Here is a 17,176-nt window from a genome sequence, read left to right on the forward strand (position 1 = left end):
AAATCAAGCTCTGAACGTGCCCGGGCGGGATTCGGCGCCATGGCCGCGGGCCATGACCTGTCCATGAAGCATGTGGGCATCGGCATCGGCTGGCGGCCTGAGATCGCTCGGGCCGTGGAAGAGCTCCCCGGCATCGACTGGGTCGAGGCGGTCGCGGAGAACCTCTGCCCGGGGCACCTTCCCGAGGCGCTGGTACGGCTGCGTGAGCGCGGCGTCACCGTCGTGCCGCACGGGGTCTCGCTCGGCCTCGGTGGCGCGGACCGGCCCGACACCGGCCGCCTCGCCGACCTCGCGGCGCGGGCCGAGGCGCTCGGCGCCCCGCTCGTCACCGAGCACATCGCGTTCGTGCGCGCGGGCGGCACACTGACCGCATCGCCGCGCCTGGAGGCGGGCCATCTGCTGCCGGTGCCCCGCACCCGGGACGCCCTGCGCGTGCTGTGCGAGAACGTCCGCATCGCGCAGGACGCGCTGCCGGTGCCGCTCGCCCTGGAGAACATCGCGGCCCTGATCGGCTGGCCCGACGAGGAATTGACGGAGGGTCAGTTCTTGGCCGAGCTCGTCGAGCGCACCGGGGTCGGGCTGCTCATCGACGTGGCCAACCTCCACACCAACCACGTCAACCGCGGCGAGGACCCCGCGAAGGTCCTCGACCAGCTGCCTCTGGAGGCCATCGCGTACGTGCATGTCGCGGGCGGCGTCGAGCGGGACGGGGTGTGGCACGACACGCACGCCCACCCCGTGCCCCGCCCGGTCCTCGACATCCTGGCGGAACTGGCCTCGCGGATCTCGCCGCCCGGGGTGCTCCTGGAGCGGGACGAGGCGTTTCCGCCCGCGGCGGAGCTTGCGGGGGAACTCGAAGCGATCCGGGCCACCCTGGACACGGCCACGGCGCCGACCCGGCGTCCCGCCGAGCCGAAAGGACGTCCCCCCGCCTCGCCTCCCGACGACGGCGACCGGTCGCGCGAGCGCCTCGCCCTCGCCCAGACCGCGCTGCTCTCCTCGCTGACCGCCGGGACGCCCGCCCCGACGGGTTTCGACGGACGGCGGCTGCGGGTGCAGGCCCGCGCGCTCGCGGCCAAGCGGGCCGATGTGGTGGCCAAGGTGGCCCCGGAGCTGCCGCGCGTCCTGGGCGAGGGCTACCGGGACGCCTTCGCCGCGTACGCCGGGTCGCGGCCGCTGCGGGGCGGCTACCGCCAGGACGCCCTCGACTTCGCGCGGTTCGTGCTCGACGACCGGCCGCCCGCCGACGCGGACACCCGCCGCGCCCTGGCCCGCTGGTGGAAGGAGCGGGCCGGGGCCAGGCCGCCGGGCCGCGCGGCCCGGCTCCTTCGCACCCTGACCCGGGCCGCCTGAGCGATGCCGCCGAACCGGCCAACGTACCGTGTGCGCACGAGAGTTGACCGGACGTTGCGCATCACGTGACGACCCCCACACCACTCGGCCACCCATTTCACGAAACCGCCTCCCGGATCAGCGGCATCCGCACTACCGTGCGGCACCGCACCAGGAGGCACCCATGCGTCGCTTGTCGTCCGGTACCGGGCTCGTCCTCGTCGCCCTCGCGGCGACGCTGCTCGCGCTGCTCTTCCCCGTCTGGTCCTACGCCGACCGCTCCGGCACCCCGCTGGCCGATCTCGACGCGGGTACGGTGGCGGCCCGTGGGGGCCCGCTGTCCGCGGCCGACCGGGACTTCGTGGTCCGGGTGCGGCTGGCCGGGCTCTGGGAGGGACCGGCGGGCCAGCAGGCCATCGAGCGGGCGCCCAGCGCCTCGGTCAAGGCGGCGGGGCAGCACCTCGTCGACGGGCACGCCTTCCTCGACGCCCGGGTCCGCGAGGTCGCGGCCGAACTCGGCATGGAGCTGCCCGACCAGCCCAACGCCCAGCAGCAGGGCTGGCTGCGCCGGCTCACGGCGGACACCGGCACCGCCTACGAGCGGGACTTCGCCAACCTCCTGCGCGCCGCGCACGGCAAGGTGTTCGCACTGGTCGCCCAGATCCGTGCCACCACCCGCAACTCGCTGGTGCGCGGCCTGGCCGACGACGCGAACACGACCGTCCTCGACCACATCACGATGCTGGAGGCGACCGGGTTCGTGGACTTCGACGCGCTCGCCCGGGACGGCGCGGCGACCGCGACCGCGAGCCCCACCGGGCCTCCACCGCCCACCCCCGGGGCCACCCCGAGGAGCCCGGTGCCCCTCACGCCCGCGCCGTCCGACGCCGCCTCGCCGTCGTTCCCGCTGCCGCCCCCCGCGTCCCGGCCGAAGGACCAGGCCTCGCCCGAACCCGCCTCCCACACTCCGTAACGAAGCGATAACCCGACGTCCAAAATGTGGGCAGACTGTGGCGGCGAAGCGTCAACTTCGCATACAACTCGGCCATGTTCTGGGTCCTCTTCCTTCTGCCCGCGATGGTCGCGGCCGGGTTGTCCTGTGGCCGCCTCTGCCTCGCCGCCGTCGCCGCGGCGCGTCCGCAACCGCGCCCGGACGGAGAGCGGGACCTGTCCTGCTACGAGGCCGCGTTCCTGGCCGGCGGCCCCTACCGGGTCGCCGACCTCACCCTGGTCTCCATGCACCGCGCCCGCAGGCTGCTGCTCGCGCACACCGGCTGGGCCACCGTCGTCGTCCCCGAGGGCCGCGACGACCTGGAGCGGTCCGTCCTGACCGCGATCGGCCCCGGCGGCCAGGAGCGGATAGCGGCCATACGCTCCGGCACGGCGGCCGCCGACGCGGTGCGCTCGCTCGCCGACCGGCTCGCCAGAGCCGGGCTCGCCGTCCCCCACACCGTGCGGTCCGGGGTGAGCGCCTCGGTCCGCGCGGTGCGGTCGGCCACCGCGCTGATCACCGCGCTGGCCCTCGCGGCGCTCCTCATGCCGGGCGAAGGGGACACCGGGCGGGGCGAGATCGCCGCCTGGTTCGCGCTGCCCCTGGTCCTCACGCTCGGCTGCCTCGTCATCGCCCGGGTGGAGATCCATCCGTACACCCGCTGGGCCTCGCCCGACGGCCAGCGGCTGCTCGGCGGGCTCGACGCGGCGGGCGATCCGCTCACCGCGATCGCCGTGCGCGGCCTGCGGGCGGTGGACGATCCCCAGCTGCGCACCGCCCTGACGAGCGGCCGCTTCGCGCATCGGGGTCAATGACCGCGTCCGGCGCGGCCCCGCTGCTTTACTTCACCTCCGGCGAAGTATCCCCTTTTGATCTGTATGTACTTCCGTAGTACCGCAGCACGAAAGGGATGGACCGGCGATGAGAGCTGTAGCGCTGTACGGGACCCTGGGTTCCCTCGTTCTTTCCGCCCTCGTCGCCGCCCCCGCGGGCAGCGCCGACCCGCTCACCGCCGAGGCCCAGGGCGTGGCCGCCGCCGCCCGGCGCGCGGCCGCCACCCCGATCGCCTTCGGCCGCTGCCCGGACGTGGAGTCGCTGCCAGCCTCCGTCCAGTGCGGCACCGTCAAGGTCCCGCTCGACTACGCCCACCCGACGGGCCGTCAGATCGCGCTCACCGTCAGCCGCCTCAAGGCCGGCGGCAAGCCCGCCGAGCGGCAGGGCGCCCTGGTGTTCAACCCCGGCGGCCCCGGCGCCTCCAGCATGTACTTCCCGATGGTCGCCCAACTCGCCGACTGGAAGCGGATCGCCGGGGCCTACGACCTCGTCGGCTACGCCCCGCGCGGGGTGGCCCGCTCGGCCCCGCTGTCCTGCCAGGACCCCGGCGACTTCGCCAAGGCCCCCACCCAGTCGCCCTCGCACCCCTCCGAGTCGTACAAGAAGGAGCGGATCGCGCAGGCCCAGGCCTACGCCCAGGGCTGCGCGCGCAACGCGGGCGCGGCGCTGCCGTTCTACACCAGCATCAACAACGCGCGGGACCTGGACGTGCTGCGGGCGGCGCTGGGCGAGCGGAAGCTGACCTTCATGGGCGCCTCGTACGGCACCTACTTCGGCGCGGTGTACGCGACGCTCTTCCCCTCGCACGTCCGCCGGATGGTCTTCGACTCGGCGGTCGACCCGGACCCGGAGCAGATCTGGTACCGCAACAACCTCGACCAGTCGCGGGCCTTCGAGAGCCGCTGGGCGGACTTCCGCACCTGGGTCGCCAAGCACGACGCGGTCTACCACCTCGGCGACACGGCGCAGGAGGTGCTGGAGAGCTACGAGAAGGTGCGGGCCGGGCTGGCCCGCGAACCGGCCGGCGGCACCGTGGGCCCCGGCCAGTTGCAGGCCGCGATCCTCAAGGCCGGGTACTACGACGACTACTGGGCGAGCCGGGCCACCGCGCTGTCGGAGTACCTCAAGGGCAACCCGCGGCCGCTGGTCCAACAGGCCGCGCCCAAGCCGGAGTCGGCGCGCGACGACGAGAACGGCAACGCGGTCTACACGGCCGTGGAGTGCAACGACGCGGCGTGGCCGCGGGACTTCAGGACCTGGGACCGCGACAACACCCGGCTCGCCCGGATCGCACCGTTCGAGACGTGGGACAACGCGTGGATGAACCTTCCGTGCGCCTACTGGCCCGCCCCGCAGCAGAAGCCGGTGGACGTGGGGGCCAGGGAGGGGGCGCTGCCGCCGACGCTGATCCTGGCGGCCGAGCGGGACGCGGCGACGCCGTACCCCGGCGCGCTGGAACTCCAGCGGCGGCTGCCGGGATCCGTCCTGGTCACCGAGAAGGACGCCGGTACGCACGGCATCGCGGGCGGCGCGAACGCCTGCGTCAACGGCTACGTGGAGGACTACCTGCTCAACGGCCGGACGCCGGTGCGGCGCGCTGCGTGCGCGCCGCACCGGGAGCCGAACCCGGTGTCGCTGGACGAGCGGGCAGCCGGCAGGCCGGGGCATGTGTTGCCCGCTCTCTGATCTTCCGGGTCAGGGGTGTCCGGGTGCCGCTCGCGTGGCGCGGACCCCGGTCACCTGGTCTTTCAGGGCCTGTTGGTCAGGCGAGGCCGTCGACGAGGTCGGCGACGCTCTTGCGCCGGCCGGTGTAGAACGGCACCTCTTCCCGCACGTGCATGCGGGCCTCGGAGGCGCGCAGGTGGCGCATCAGGTCGACGATGCGGTGCAGTTCGTCGGCCTCGAAGGCGAGCAGCCACTCGTAGTCGCCCAGCGAGAACGAGGCGACCGTGTTGGCCCGCACGTCCGGGAAGCCACGGGCCATCTTGCCGTGGTCGGCGAGCATCCGGCGGCGGTCCTCGTCGGGCAGCAGGTACCAGTCGTAGGAGCGCACGAACGGGTACACCGACACGTAGTCGCGGGCGTTCTCGTCCGCGAGGAACGCCGGGATGTGCGACTTGTTGAACTCGGCGGGCCGGTGCAGCGCCATGTTCGACCACACCGGTTCGAGCGCGCGGCCCAGCCTGGTGCGGCGGAACAGGTTGTAGGCGCTCTGGAGCTCGTCGGAGGTCTCCGCGTGCCACCAGATCATGATGTCCGCGTCGGCACGCAGACCCGACAGGTCGTAGGTGCCGCGGACGGTGATGTCCTTGGCGGCGAGCTGGTCGAACAGCTCCTGGACCTCATCGGCGTAGCCGGTGCGGTCCTCGGGCAGGACGTCGCGCAGCTTGAAGACAGACCACAGGGTGTAGCGGATGACCTCGTTGAGGTCCTTCGCCTTCTTCCCCGCGTTGGGAATCTTTTCCGGAGCAGCACTCATGTGGCTATTGTCCCGCGTCCCTCTGGGTGTTCTGCGCCAGGGTCGACGTGGCGATGATCTCGTCCGCCGCCCGGCGGGCGCTCGCGATGCACGCGGGAATGCCGACACCCTCGTAGACCGCGCCGCAGACCCGCAGTCCGGGCAGCTTGGCGACCTCGGCGCGGATGCGCGCGACTCTGCCCAGATGGCCCACCGGGTACTGCGGGAGTCCGCCGATCCAGCGGGTCACCTCGGTCGCGACGGGCCGGGCGGACAGGCCGACTGCCTCGCCGAGATCGCCGAGCGAGACGTCCACGAGATCGGCGTCGTCCCACTCCAGGTGCTCCTCCTCGCCGTAGCGCCCGATCGAGGTGCGCAGCACGAACAGGTCCGAGCCGCGGTCTGCGACCCACTTCCACTTGTACGAGGAGAAGGTGGAGGCCTTGATGGTGCGGCCGTCCACCGGCGGCACCAGGAACCCGGACCGCTCCTCAAGAGCGGCCAGGTCGGCGCGCCGGAAGGCGAGGGTGACCAGCGCCATCGAGGCGTACTCGATCTCGGAGAGCTCGGCGGCCGCGACGGGCGACTCGGCGGCGAGCAGCGCGGAGGCGGACCAGGCGGGGGTGGAGAGGATCACGCCGTCCGCGTCGAGGAGTTCGGTGTCGGTACGGATCCGCCAGCCCCCCGGGGTGCGGCTCAGGGCGAGCACGGGAGTCTCGGTGCGGATCTCGCCGCCCTGGGCGCGCACCGCGTCGGCGACCGCGCCGGGCAGGGTGCCGATGCCGCCGTCGAGGCCCGCGAACACCGGCCCGGTCTGCTGCCGGGCGGCGGCCCTGGCCTGGATGTCCTGGACGCCGTCGAGGAGCGAGCCGTGGGTGCGGGCCGCCTCGAAGAGCTGGGGCACGGCGGCCCGCAGGGAGATCCGGTAGGCGTCGCCCGCGTACACGCCGCCGAGCAGCGGCTCCACCAGGCGGTCGACGACCTCGCGGCCGACCCGCTGGGCGACGAACTCGCCGACGCCGATGTCCTCTCCGACCTCGGTGGAGGGAAGGTCGCGGTCCTGCGCGATGCGGGCCAGTCCCTCGGCGGACAGGATGTCGTGCAGGGTGGCGGGCTGCGCGGGGACGCCCATCACATGGCCCGTGGGCATCGGCCGCAGGGCGCCCCGGGTCCAGATGGCGGCGGACGCGGCGGCGGGCGGCTGGATCCGGTCGCCGAGGCCGACCGCGCGGGCCAGTTCCACGCCCTCGGGTCGGCGGGCCAGCATCGACTCGGCGCCGAGGTCGACGGGCGCGCCTTCGATCTCACCGCTCAGCAGCTTGCCGCCGAGCACCGTGCTCGCCTCCAGCACGGTCACCCGGGCTCCGGCGCCCAGCAGCCGGTGGGCTGCGGCGAGTCCGGAGATGCCGCCTCCGACGACGACGATGTGCGGGGCGCGGCTGACGGCGTTGTCCATGACTCCACTGTCTCAGACCGCCCCCGACGAGCCGAAACGAGTCCCGGCACGCCACGACCGGGACACTCGACGACCGTACGCGGAGGGCAAGTTGGCAGGGCGGCGGGACCAACGGCGCGAAGGCCACCGGCCGGGCGGGGAATTCCCCGCTCCCCCGGTACGTATCTTCACCAGGAGAAGGCGGATCCGGAGCAACCCCACGACGGAGGCAACCCCCATGGCGGCGGAGCGACTGGTGGTCATCGGCGGTGACGCGGCGGGCATGTCCGCGGCGTCGCAGGCGCGCAGGCTGAAGGGCCCCGACGAATTGGAGATCGTCGCCTTCGAGCGCTCGGACTTCACCTCGTACTCCGCGTGCGGCATCCCTTACTGGGTGGGCGGCGACGTACCGGCCCACGAGGACCTCATCGCCCGCACGCCCGAGGAGCACCGGGCCCGCGGCATCGATCTGCGCATGCGCACCGAGGTGACGGAGCTCGACTTGGCGGGGCGCCGGGTGGGGGCCCGCGACCTGGCGTCCGGCGCCGAGGAGTGGACCTCGTACGACAAGCTCGTCCTGGCCACCGGTGCGCGCCCGGTGCGGCTCGCGCTGGCGGGGATCGACGCCCCGGGGGTGCACGGGGTGCACACCATCGACGACGGCCGGGCCCTGCTCGACAGCCTGGAGGCGGCCGGGGGCCGGCGCGCGGTGGTGGTGGGCGGGGGCTACATCGGCGTCGAGATGGCGGAGGCGCTGACCGGGCGCGGGTTCGAGGTGACGCTGCTGACGCGCGGCGCCGAGCCGATGCACTCGCTCGACCCGGACATGGGCCGGCGCGTCACCGAGGCGATGGAGCGCTCCGGGATCCGGGTGGTCACCGGCGCCGAGGTCACCAAGGTGCACACGGCGGAGTCGGGCCGGGTGCGCGCGGTGGCGACGGACGCCGCCGAGTACGCGGCCGACGTGGTGGTGCTCGGCCTGGGCGTCACGCCCCGTACCGAGTTGGCCCGCGCGGCCGGGCTGCCGCTCGGCGAGACGGGCGGGCTGCGCACGGACACCTCGATGCGGGTGCGCGGACACGAGGACATCTGGGCGGGCGGCGACTGCGTCGAGGTGCTCGACCTGATCTCGGGCCGCCACCGCCACATCGCGCTCGGCACCCACGCCAACAAGCAGGGCCAGGTCATCGGCTCCAACGTGGGCGGCGGCTACGCCACGTTCCCCGGTGTCGTCGGCACGGCCGTCACCAAGGTCTGCGACACCGAGATCGCGCGCACGGGGCTCACCGAGAAGGAGGCCCGCGCGGAGGGCCTCCAGTACGTCACGGCGACCATCGAGTCCACCCACACCGCCGGGTACTACCCGGGTGCGGCCCTGATGGCGGTGAAGATGCTGGCCGAGCGGCGCACGGGGCGGCTGCTCGGCGTGCAGATCGTGGGCGGCGCGGGCGCGGCGAAGCGGATCGACGTGGCGGCGGTCGCCCTGACCGCGGGAATGACGGTGGATCAGCTCACCGCGCTGGACCTCGGATACGCCCCGCCGTTCTCGCCGGTGTGGGACCCGGTCCTGGTGGCGGCGCGCAAGGCGGTATCCGCCGTGCGCGCCGCCGGATAGCCGCCGCTAGCGGGCGGTCTGCTCGTGGACGTGGGCGACGAGGCGGGTCAGCGCGTCCGGGTCCATCGACGGCAGCACCCCGTGGCCGAGGTTGAAGATGTGGCCCTCCAGGCCGGCGGCCGCGTCCAGGACCTCGCGGGTCTTGGCCTCGACGGCCGCGGTCGGGGCGAACAGGACCGCCGGGTCGAGGTTGCCCTGGAGCGCCTTGCCGGGGCCGACCCGGCGGGCCGCCTCGTCCAGCGGGACGCGCCAGTCGACACCGACGACGTCCGCGCCGGCCTCGCCCATGAGGCCGAGCAGTTCGCCCGTGCCCACGCCGAAGTGGATGCGGGGGACGCCGTAGGAGGCGACCGCGTCGAAGACCTTCGCGGAGGCGGGCAGGATCGAGCGGCGGTAGTCGGCGGGGGCGAGCGCGCCCACCCAGGAGTCGAAGAGCTGCACCGCGGAGGCGCCCGCCTCGATCTGCACCTTGAGGAAGGCGGCGGTGATGTCGGCGAGGCGGTCGAGCAGGTCGGCCCAGAGCTCGGGGTCGCCGTACATCATGGCCTTGGTGTTCTCGTGGTTGCGGGACGGGCCGCCCTCCACGAGGTAGCTGGCCAGCGTGAACGGGGCGCCCGCGAAGCCGATGAGCGGCGTGGCGCCGAGCTCGCCGGTCAGCATGCCGATCGCCTCGGTGACGTAGTGGACGTCCTCCGGGGTGAGGTCGCGCAGCCGCGCGAGGTCGGCCCGGGTCCGGATCGGCTCGGCGACGACGGGGCCGACGCCCGGCTTGATGTCCAGGTCGACACCGATGGCCTTGAGCGGGACCACGATGTCGCTGAAGTAGATGGCCGCGTCGACCTTGTGCCGGCGCACCGGCTGGAGCGTGATCTCCGTGACCAACTCCGGCCGCATGCAGGACTCCAGCATGGGGATGCCCTCGCGCACCTTCAGGTACTCGGGGAGCGAGCGCCCCGCCTGGCGCATGAACCAGACCGGCGTGTGCGGGACGGCTTCCCGCCTGCACGCCTTGAGGAACGCGGAGTCGTGCGTCTTGCTGTTCGGCTGGCCCACAGGGCGGTCGTTGGCGCTCACGACCAGAATCTTCGCATGTGCCCGCAAGCCGCTGCCCCAGGCCGGGTGTCCCTACCGGCGCCGGGCGCCCGTTCCGCCTGGGGCCTGTCCGGCGGATCCGGTCGCTCGCGAGCTGCTGTGGCTCTTTTGGCGCCGGTGAGCGAGAGCCTGGTGCGGCCGACTGCAAGGCGGAGGAGGGCGACGACACGGAGCGTCGACAACCGACGACAACGCCGTAGATGGGCGTGCCGGGCCCGCGCGTCCCAGACGAGATCCGCCGGACAGGCCCTAGTCTTCCCCGCATGGCTGCCGCTCAGGGACGAACTTCGGATGGCGCTGACGGCAGGGAAGCCGCGGACGGGACCACCGTTCCGCTCCCCTTCCGTCGGGCCGTCGACGCACTGCGGACGGCGCGACTGCGCCCCGAGATCGAAGTGGACGAAACGCGTCCGCCCCAGCGTCTCGCGCCCCACGCCTACGCCGTGGAGGCGGCGGTCGTCGAGGGCGAGGAGGACCTGGCCGACGGCCGGCTCGTCCTGCTGCACGACCCGGCCGGCCACGACGCCTGGCAGGGCACCTTCCGCCTGGTCACGCTCGTACGGGCCGAACTGGAGCCGGAGATGGCGGCCGACCCGCTGCTGCCCGAGGTCTGCTGGTCGTGGCTGACCGGCGCCCTGGAGGCGCGGGGCCTGTCCTACGGTGAGGCCAGCGGCACGGTCACCCGGGCCGGTTCGCACTATTTCGGGGGGCTCGCGGAGCGGCTGCCCGCCACCCAGATCGAGATCCGGGCGTCCTGGACACCCCGCGAGGGCCTGGGCGGGGTGCCGGACACGGCGGGCCACCTCTCCGCCTGGTGCGATCTGCTGTGCCAGATCGCGGGCCTGCCGCCGGTGTCGGGTCCCACCGAGGCGGGTAGCGGCGTGGTGACCCTGCCGCAGCGTCGCGACCCTCGCTGACCTCGCCTTTCGCGCCCCACGCGCCCTGCCGACGGCGGGGCGCGCGGCGTTGGCGCGGGCCCCCGCACGGGCCCGCGCGCCCCGGCGGCCACTCGACGATCGAGCACTCGTCCGAATTGCCCTAAATGTTTCTCACCAAATCGTGATCATTCTCTAAAGGCGGAGGGGTTTGGTGCCGAAGAGGTTTGTGACCCTAACTGCACGGTTCGCCCCGGCTTCATCCCCGAGCCGGCTACGTCCCGCACCTTTCCAGGAGGCCTGGTGTCCGTTCTTCTTGAGCAGCCCGCAAGCCTGGTCGCCTACCGCCCGAACAAGCCGACGGCCATGGTCGTCGTTGCCGACCCCCGAGTCCGCTCCACCGTCACCCGGCACCTGTGGGCGCTCGGAGTACGTGACGTCATCGAGGCGTCGTCCATCGCGGAGGCCCGTCCCCGCGTCGGCAACCCGCGCGACATCTGCGTTGCCGACGTCCACCTGCCCGACGGTTCCGGGCTGACCCTGCTGTCCGAGACCCGAGCCGCGGGCTGGCCCAACGGCCTGGCCCTGTCCGCGGCCGACGACATCGGCGCCGTGCGCAACGCCCTCGCGGGCGGTGTGAAGGGCTACGTCGTCACCGGTACCCGCACCAACATCGGCCACCCCGGCCGTCCCGGCGCCGCCCCCATCGGCGCCGCGGCCGCCCGTATGCACCGCCGCCCCCCGGGTGCCCCGAGCCACCCGGGCGGCTACCGCGAGCTCTCCGGCCGCGAGGTCGAGGTGCTCCGGCTGGTCGCGGAAGGCCAGTCCAACAAGGCGATCGGCGTCTCCATGGGCCTGTCCGCCCTGACCGTGAAGTCCCATCTCGCCCGGATCGCACGCAAGCTCGGCACGGGTGACCGCGCCGGGATGGTGGCCGTCGCGCTGCGTACCGGAATCATCCACTGACTGGATTACGACCCTCGCGCGCCCGTCGACGGAACGTTCCGTCGACGGGCGCCGTGCATACACGGATACCCTTGACAGGTGACCGACGCCCATAAGACCGCAGCAGAGACAGCACTGCGAACCACCGGGGGCGCTCCCCCGGACGACGTCGACAAGGCGCCGATTCCCTTGCTGGAGCCCCGAGAGGGCATTCCGCCTGTCGTAGCCACCGATGACGCGCTGGCCGAAGTGGTCGCCGCCTTCGCGGCCGGCACCGGCCCCGTCGCCGTGGACGCCGAGCGCGCGTCCGGCTACCGCTACGGGCAGCGCGCCTATCTCGTGCAGATCCGCCGGGAGGGCGCGGGCTCCGCGCTCATCGATCCCGTCGGCTGTCCGGATCTGTCCGCCCTCGGGGAGGCACTTTCGGACACCGAGTGGATTCTGCACGCCGCCACCCAGGACCTGCCGTGCCTGCGCGAAATAGGCATGGTCCCCACCCGGATCTTCGACACCGAACTGGCCGGGCGGCTCGCGGGCTTCCCGCGCGTGGGCCTCGGCGCGATGGTGGAGAGCGTGCTCGGGTACGCCCTGGAGAAGGGCCACTCGGCGGTCGACTGGTCGACCCGGCCCCTTCCCGAGCCCTGGCTGCGGTACGCGGCGCTCGACGTGGAACTCCTGGTCGACCTGCGGGACGCGCTGGAGAAGGAACTCGACCGGCAGGGCAAGCTGGAGTGGGCCCGCGAGGAGTTCGACGCCATCGCCTCCGCGCCGCCCGCGCCGCCGCGCAAGGACCCCTGGCGCCGCACCTCCGGCATGCACAAGGTGCGCAGGCGCCGTCAGATGGCCGCCGTGCGCGAGCTGTGGACCGCCCGCGACAAGGTGGCCCAGCGGCGTGACGTCTCGCCGGGCAAGGTGCTGAGCGACTCCGCGATCATCGAGGCCTCGCTCGCGCTGCCCGCCCATGTGAACGCGCTGACCGCGCTGCCCGGCTTCGGGCACCGGATGGGGCGGCGCCAGCTGGAGCAGTGGCAGGCGGCCGTCGACCGGGCCAAGGCCCTGTCGGAGGGGGAACTGCCGCAGCCCGGCCAGCCGTTGCAAGGACCGCCGCCGCCGCGCTCCTGGGCGGACAAGGACCCGGCCGCCGCGGCCCGGCTGTCGGCGGCCCGCGCGGCGGTCTCGGAGCTCGCCGAGCGGCTGAACATGCCGCAGGAGAACCTGATCACCCCGGACACCGTGCGCCGGGTCTGCTGGGAGCCGCCGGGCGACCGCTCCGAGGCCGCCGTCGCCGAGGCCCTCGCCTCGTACGGGGCCAGGCGCTGGCAGATCGAGCAGGTCACTCCCCTGCTCTCGGCGGCGCTCAGGGACGCCCCCGCCAAGTCCTGACCGTCTGAACGGGCCGGGCCCGCGGTGCTTTCCTGCCGCCGCGGGCCCAGAATTCCCCAAGACCGGACCGTATCCAACAGCCTCGAACAGCTTTAGGCTGTGCGCCGCATCAGATTCTTTCAGTGCACCGCACCACGGAAGGAATGACATGCGCACGCCATTACGTGCGGCGGCTCTCGCGATCGCCACCGTGCTCGCTCTGGGCGCCTCGGGCCCGGCCGCCGTCTCGCCCGCCGCCCAGGCCCGCCCCCAGGCACCCGCCGCCGCCCACACCGTCGGCCACGACGACCACGCCCTCACCATCGACGGCAAGCCGCTCTCCATCTGGTCGGGGGAGTTCCACTACTGGCGCCTGCCCAGCCCCGACGCGTGGCGGGACGTCCTGCAGAAGATGAAGGCGGGCGGGTTCAACGCCGCCTCCATCTACTTCGACTGGGACTTCCACTCCCCCAAGCCCGGCGTGTACGACTTCACGGGCGTCCGGGACGTCGACAAGCTGCTCGACATCGCACGGGAGGTGGGGATCTACGTCATCGCCCGCCCCGGCCCGTACATCAACGCCGAGACCGACGGCGGCGGCTTCCCCGGCTGGCTGGTCACCCAGAAGGGCAAGGCCCGCACCACCGCCCCCGACTACCTGGCGGCCGCCGACGCATGGCTGTCGAAGATCGACCCGATCCTCGCCCGCCACCAGCTGACCAACGGCACCGGCACGGTGATCGCCTACCAGGTCGAGAACGAGTACTACCAGGACACCGCGGACGGCCACGCCTACATCCGGCACCTGGTCGACAAGGCGCACGCCGACGGCATCACGGTGCCGCTGACGGGCAACCACAACGGCGTGTTCGCCAAGGAACTCGACATCGACGGGCACGACTCCTACCCCCAGGGCTTCAACTGCTCCAGCCCCGACACCTGGCACGCCCTGCCCGATCTGTCCGGCGCGAAGAAGAAGGACCAACCGCTGTTTCTGGCCGAATTCCAGGGCGGCTCCTTCGACCCCTGGGGCGGCCCCGGCTTCGACAAGTGCCGCCGGCTCACGGGCGGCGACTTCGAGAAGGCCGCGTACGAGAACAACATCGCCTCGGGCGCCACCCTGCAGAACTTCTACATGGCCTACGGCGGCACCTCCTGGGGCTGGCTGCCCTCGCCCGGCGCGGTCTACAGCTCCTACGACTACGGCGCACCGATCCGCGAGGACCGCCGGCTCAGCGAGAAGTACCTCGTGGACAAGCGGCTCGGGTACCTGGTGCAGTCGGTGGCGCCGCTGACACGGACGGAGAGCGCGACCGCGAGCGCGCCCGACAACGCGGCCGTGCTGCGCCGCGACCGGCGCAACCCCGACGACGGCACCACGATCACCGTCGTGCGGCACCGGGACGTCAACAACAAGGCGAAGGACACCACGCATCTCGCGCTCGGCGGGTACGCGTCGGTGCCGCAGGAACCCGGCACGGCGCTCACCGTCGACGGCCGCGACTCGAAGCTCCTGATCTCCGACTACGCGATGGACCACCAGCGGCTGAGGTACTCCACGTCCGAGCTCATGACGCACGGCACGTTCGGCACGCGGGACGTCGCGCTGCTGTACGGGCGGCACGGGCAGGACGGCGAGAGCGTGCTGCGGTACGCGGCGCGGCCGGACGTGAAGGTGCTGGCCGGCCAGGCCAGACAGACCTGGGACGCGGCGACCGGCGACCTCCGCCTCAACTACACCCACGCCGGTCTGACCCAGGTCCTCATCACCCCGGCCGACGGCTCGACTCCCCTGCTGCTCCTGCTCGCCGACGACGCGACGGCCGACACCTACTGGCGCCTCGACACCCCGCAGGGGCCCGTCCTGGCGAGCGGTCCGGAACTGCTGAGGACCGCCTCGTACGACAAGGGCGTACTGAAGCTCACCGGCGACACCGACAAGGCGGCCTCGCTGCACGTCCTGACGGGCACGCCCGCGACCTCCGTCAGCTGGAACGGACGCGGCGCACCCGGCGCGCTCGACACCACGGGCAGCGCGCTGGACGGCCCGAAGCCGGTGTCCCTTCCCGCGCTGGGAAGCTGGAAGGTCCAGCGGGAGACCCCGGAGGCGGCGCCCGGGTTCGACGACGCGGCGTGGCGGGCCGCCGACCAGCCGGCGCTCTCGGCGGACGACTACGGCTTCCACGCCGGGTCCATCTGGTACCGGGGCCACTTCACGGCTGCCGGCACCGAATCCGGCGTCCAGGTCAACGCCAGTACGGGCAGGGGCGGTTCGTACCTGGCCTGGCTGAACGGCACCTATCTGGGCAGCTCCGCCGACGCCACGCACCTGTTCGCGGTGCCCGGCGGGGTCCTGAAGGCGGGCGGGGACAACGTCCTCGCGGTGCTCGCGGCCGACATGGCGCACGAACAGGACTGGTCGGCCGACGACAGCCACAAGCAGCCCCGCGGTCTGACCTCGGTGCGGCTGGTGGGCTCGGCCAAGCAGATCGGGTGGCGGATCCAGGGCGCGCTCGGCGGCGAGGACCTCGTCGACCCGGTGCGCGGGCCGCTCAACACCGGCGGCCTGTACGGCGAACGCCAGGGCATGCACCTGCCCGGCTATCCCGACGGCGGCTGGGCCACCACCGCCCTGCCGGACCCGCGGCCGGGCGCCGCCGGGGTCTCCTGGTACCGCACCGGCTTCGACCTCGACCTGCCGCAGGGCCAGGACGTACCGCTGAGCCTCACGATCCTTGACGACAAGGCGAAGCACTACCGGGCGCTGCTGTACGTCAACGGCTGGATGACCGGCCTGTACGTGAACGACCTCGGCCCGCAGACGTCGTTCCCCGTCCAGCCCGGCATGCTGCGCACCCACGGCCACAACACGGTCGCCATCGCCGTGATCGGCCAGGACGCGGCGGGGGACGGACTCGGGAAGGTCACCCTCGACGCGTCCGGCAATTTCACGACGCCGCTGCGGTACGGGGACATCGCCTCGCCGGGCTGGTCGGCGACGGCGAACCGCGACCCGCGGGCCGGTGCGGACGTACGCGTCGCGGCGCCGGACACACTTGCGCGGGGCGCCACGGGTGAGGTGACGGCGTCCCTCACGCCGCGCCGGGCCCCCGCCCGGGACGCCTCGCTCACCCTGCGGCTGCCCGACGGCTGGACGGCCTCGGCACCGCTCACCCAGCGGCTCGGCGACGTGCCGGGCGGGCGCACGGTGACGCGCACCTGGAAGGTGACGGCGGCGAGCGGGGCGCGGCCCTGGTCGGCGGTGCTCTCGGCGACGGCCCGGTACCGCGGCGGCGCCGCGTCCGCCGCGGTGGGCGTGGCCTCGCCGCCTCCGGCCCCGGGGGCCGGTCCGCACGACCTCGCCGATCTCGACTTCACCGCGACGAACGGGTGGGGGCCGGTGGAGCGCAACACCTCCAACGGGGAGGACGCGGCGGGCGACGGGCGCCCGATGTCCATCGCGGGGGTCTCCTACGCGAAGGGGCTCGGGGTCCACGCCAACGGCGACGTGACGGTGTTCCTCGGCGGGGCGTGCTCCCGCTTCACGGCGTCGGTCGGAGTGGACGACGAGACGGGTGGCGGCGGGTCGGTGACCTTCTCGGTGCTGGCGGACGGGCGTCCCGTGGCGTCGACGCCGGTGCTTCGGGGGCGGGGCGCGGCGATGCCGGTGGCCGCGGACGTGTCCGGGGCTCAGGTGGTCGACCTGGTCGTCGGGGACGGCGGGGACGGCAACGGCCTGGACCACGCGGACTGGGCGTCCGCCCAGGTGACCTGCGCGTAACCCCACCCTGGGTCGCCGCCCAGCCCCTTCCCGAGACCCCCCCCGGGGGGTAGGGCGGCCTGTCGGTCGGGTGCGGACCGTGCGTGGCCGATCGCGCAGTTCCCCGCGCCCCTCAGCGGCATGCCGCCCAGCCCCTCGGGGACAGGCGGCAGGTCGCACGGTTCCTCCCGAGACCTTCCGGGGGTGGGGTGGGAGGGCCTGTCGGTCGGGCGCGGACCGTGCGTGGCCGATCGCGCAGTTCCCCGCGCCCCTCAGCGGCATGCTGCCCAGCACACCCAAGGGGATGCGGTCGGCCGCGGGCCTTGCGGGGTGCTTTCCAGCCTGTCCGGCGATTGAGGACGAGCGCCCTTCAGGCGCGAACGGGGTCTGGGGCGGAGCCCCAGGGGTTCTGGTCAGCCCCACAACCCCCGGAGGGTCTCGGGAAGGGGCGGGGTGGGGGCAGAATCCCGGTGTGAC

General features: G+C 73.3%; 12 protein-coding genes. 9 read left to right on the top strand and 3 right to left on the bottom strand.

The window, feature by feature from the left end; genetic code table 11:
* Positions 1–39 precede the first annotated feature (39 nt).
* The 4 genes from DT019_RS28730 to DT019_RS28745 all read left to right on the top strand — a co-directional run bounded on the left by DT019_RS28730 (position 40) and on the right by DT019_RS28745 (position 4,843).
* Positions 40–1,353, top strand: a complete 1,314-nt coding sequence (locus tag DT019_RS28730) for a DUF692 family multinuclear iron-containing protein (RefSeq protein WP_411292746.1) — start codon at positions 40–42, stop codon at positions 1,351–1,353.
* Between the two features lie 163 nt (positions 1,354–1,516).
* Positions 1,517–2,305 carry a DUF4142 domain-containing protein gene (locus DT019_RS28735; RefSeq protein ID WP_114039857.1) on the top strand — a complete coding sequence of 263 codons (789 nt, stop codon included), beginning with the start codon at positions 1,517–1,519 and terminating at the stop codon, positions 2,303–2,305.
* A gap of 74 nt (positions 2,306–2,379) precedes the next feature.
* Complete coding sequence (locus DT019_RS28740; protein WP_114039972.1) at positions 2,380–3,138, top strand: TIGR04222 domain-containing membrane protein; 759 nt, start codon at positions 2,380–2,382, stop codon at positions 3,136–3,138.
* A gap of 106 nt (positions 3,139–3,244) precedes the next feature.
* Entirely contained in the window at positions 3,245–4,843 is a 1,599-nt protein-coding gene (locus DT019_RS28745; RefSeq protein WP_114039858.1) for an alpha/beta hydrolase, read from the top strand.
* A 76-nt stretch (positions 4,844–4,919) separates the two neighbouring features.
* Here the strand turns inward: DT019_RS28745 and hemQ are convergent, their stop codons facing one another.
* Both hemQ and hemG read right to left on the bottom strand, forming a co-directional pair.
* Entirely contained in the window at positions 4,920–5,636 is a 717-nt protein-coding gene (gene hemQ, locus DT019_RS28750; RefSeq protein ID WP_114039859.1) for a hydrogen peroxide-dependent heme synthase, read from the bottom strand.
* Positions 5,637–5,640: 4 nt separating this feature from the next.
* Complete coding sequence (gene hemG, locus DT019_RS28755) at positions 5,641–7,071, bottom strand: protoporphyrinogen oxidase (RefSeq protein ID WP_114039860.1); 1,431 nt, start codon at positions 7,069–7,071, stop codon at positions 5,641–5,643.
* Between the two features lie 217 nt (positions 7,072–7,288).
* Here hemG and DT019_RS28760 point away from each other — a divergent pair, with 217 nt between their 5' ends.
* Positions 7,289–8,665: an FAD-dependent oxidoreductase gene (locus DT019_RS28760; protein WP_114039861.1), complete on the top strand. Its 1,377-nt coding sequence runs from the start codon at positions 7,289–7,291 to the stop codon at positions 8,663–8,665.
* 6 nt (positions 8,666–8,671) lie between these two features.
* Here the strand turns inward: DT019_RS28760 and hemE are convergent, their stop codons facing one another.
* Positions 8,672–9,739, bottom strand: coding sequence for a uroporphyrinogen decarboxylase (hemE, locus tag DT019_RS28765; protein ID WP_114039862.1), 1,068 nt, complete (start codon positions 9,737–9,739; stop codon positions 8,672–8,674).
* 281 nt (positions 9,740–10,020) lie between these two features.
* Here hemE and DT019_RS28775 point away from each other — a divergent pair, with 281 nt between their 5' ends.
* The 4 genes from DT019_RS28775 (at position 10,021) to DT019_RS28790 (ending at position 16,720) form a co-directional block, all read left to right on the top strand.
* Positions 10,021–10,674, top strand: a complete 654-nt coding sequence (locus DT019_RS28775; protein ID WP_114039864.1) for a DUF3000 domain-containing protein — start codon at positions 10,021–10,023, stop codon at positions 10,672–10,674.
* 261 nt (positions 10,675–10,935) lie between these two features.
* Entirely contained in the window at positions 10,936–11,598 is a 663-nt protein-coding gene (locus DT019_RS28780) for a helix-turn-helix transcriptional regulator (protein WP_114039865.1), read from the top strand.
* A gap of 78 nt (positions 11,599–11,676) precedes the next feature.
* Positions 11,677–12,960 (top strand): ribonuclease D, encoded by a 1,284-nt coding sequence (locus DT019_RS28785; RefSeq protein ID WP_114039866.1) that lies wholly within the window; start codon positions 11,677–11,679, stop codon positions 12,958–12,960.
* Between the two features lie 148 nt (positions 12,961–13,108).
* Positions 13,109–16,720 (top strand): beta-galactosidase, encoded by a 3,612-nt coding sequence (locus DT019_RS28790; RefSeq protein WP_114039867.1) that lies wholly within the window; start codon positions 13,109–13,111, stop codon positions 16,718–16,720.
* The last annotated feature ends 456 nt before the right edge of the window (positions 16,721–17,176 follow it).

Origin of the sequence: Streptomyces sp. SDr-06, from assembly GCF_003324565.1 — a bacterium.
In the GTDB taxonomy this organism is placed as follows: Bacteria; Actinomycetota; Actinomycetes; order Streptomycetales; family Streptomycetaceae; genus Streptomyces.

Excerpts from the sequence above, each read along its gene's own strand:
- DT019_RS28730 (WP_411292746.1), top strand. The coding sequence starts at position 40 with ATGGCCGCGGGCCATGACCTGTCCATGAAGCATGTGGGCATCGGCATC.
- DT019_RS28735 (WP_114039857.1), top strand. The coding sequence starts at position 1,517 with ATGCGTCGCTTGTCGTCCGGTACCGGGCTCGTCCTCGTCGCCCTCGCG.
- DT019_RS28740 (WP_114039972.1), top strand. The coding sequence starts at position 2,380 with ATGTTCTGGGTCCTCTTCCTTCTGCCCGCGATGGTCGCGGCCGGGTTG.
- DT019_RS28745 (WP_114039858.1), top strand. The coding sequence starts at position 3,245 with ATGAGAGCTGTAGCGCTGTACGGGACCCTGGGTTCCCTCGTTCTTTCC.
- hemQ (WP_114039859.1), bottom strand. The coding sequence starts at position 5,636 with ATGAGTGCTGCTCCGGAAAAGATTCCCAACGCGGGGAAGAAGGCGAAG.
- hemG (WP_114039860.1), bottom strand. The coding sequence starts at position 7,071 with ATGGACAACGCCGTCAGCCGCGCCCCGCACATCGTCGTCGTCGGAGGC.
- DT019_RS28760 (WP_114039861.1), top strand. The coding sequence starts at position 7,289 with ATGGCGGCGGAGCGACTGGTGGTCATCGGCGGTGACGCGGCGGGCATG.
- DT019_RS28775 (WP_114039864.1), top strand. The coding sequence starts at position 10,021 with ATGGCTGCCGCTCAGGGACGAACTTCGGATGGCGCTGACGGCAGGGAA.
- DT019_RS28790 (WP_114039867.1), top strand. The coding sequence starts at position 13,109 with ATGCGCACGCCATTACGTGCGGCGGCTCTCGCGATCGCCACCGTGCTC.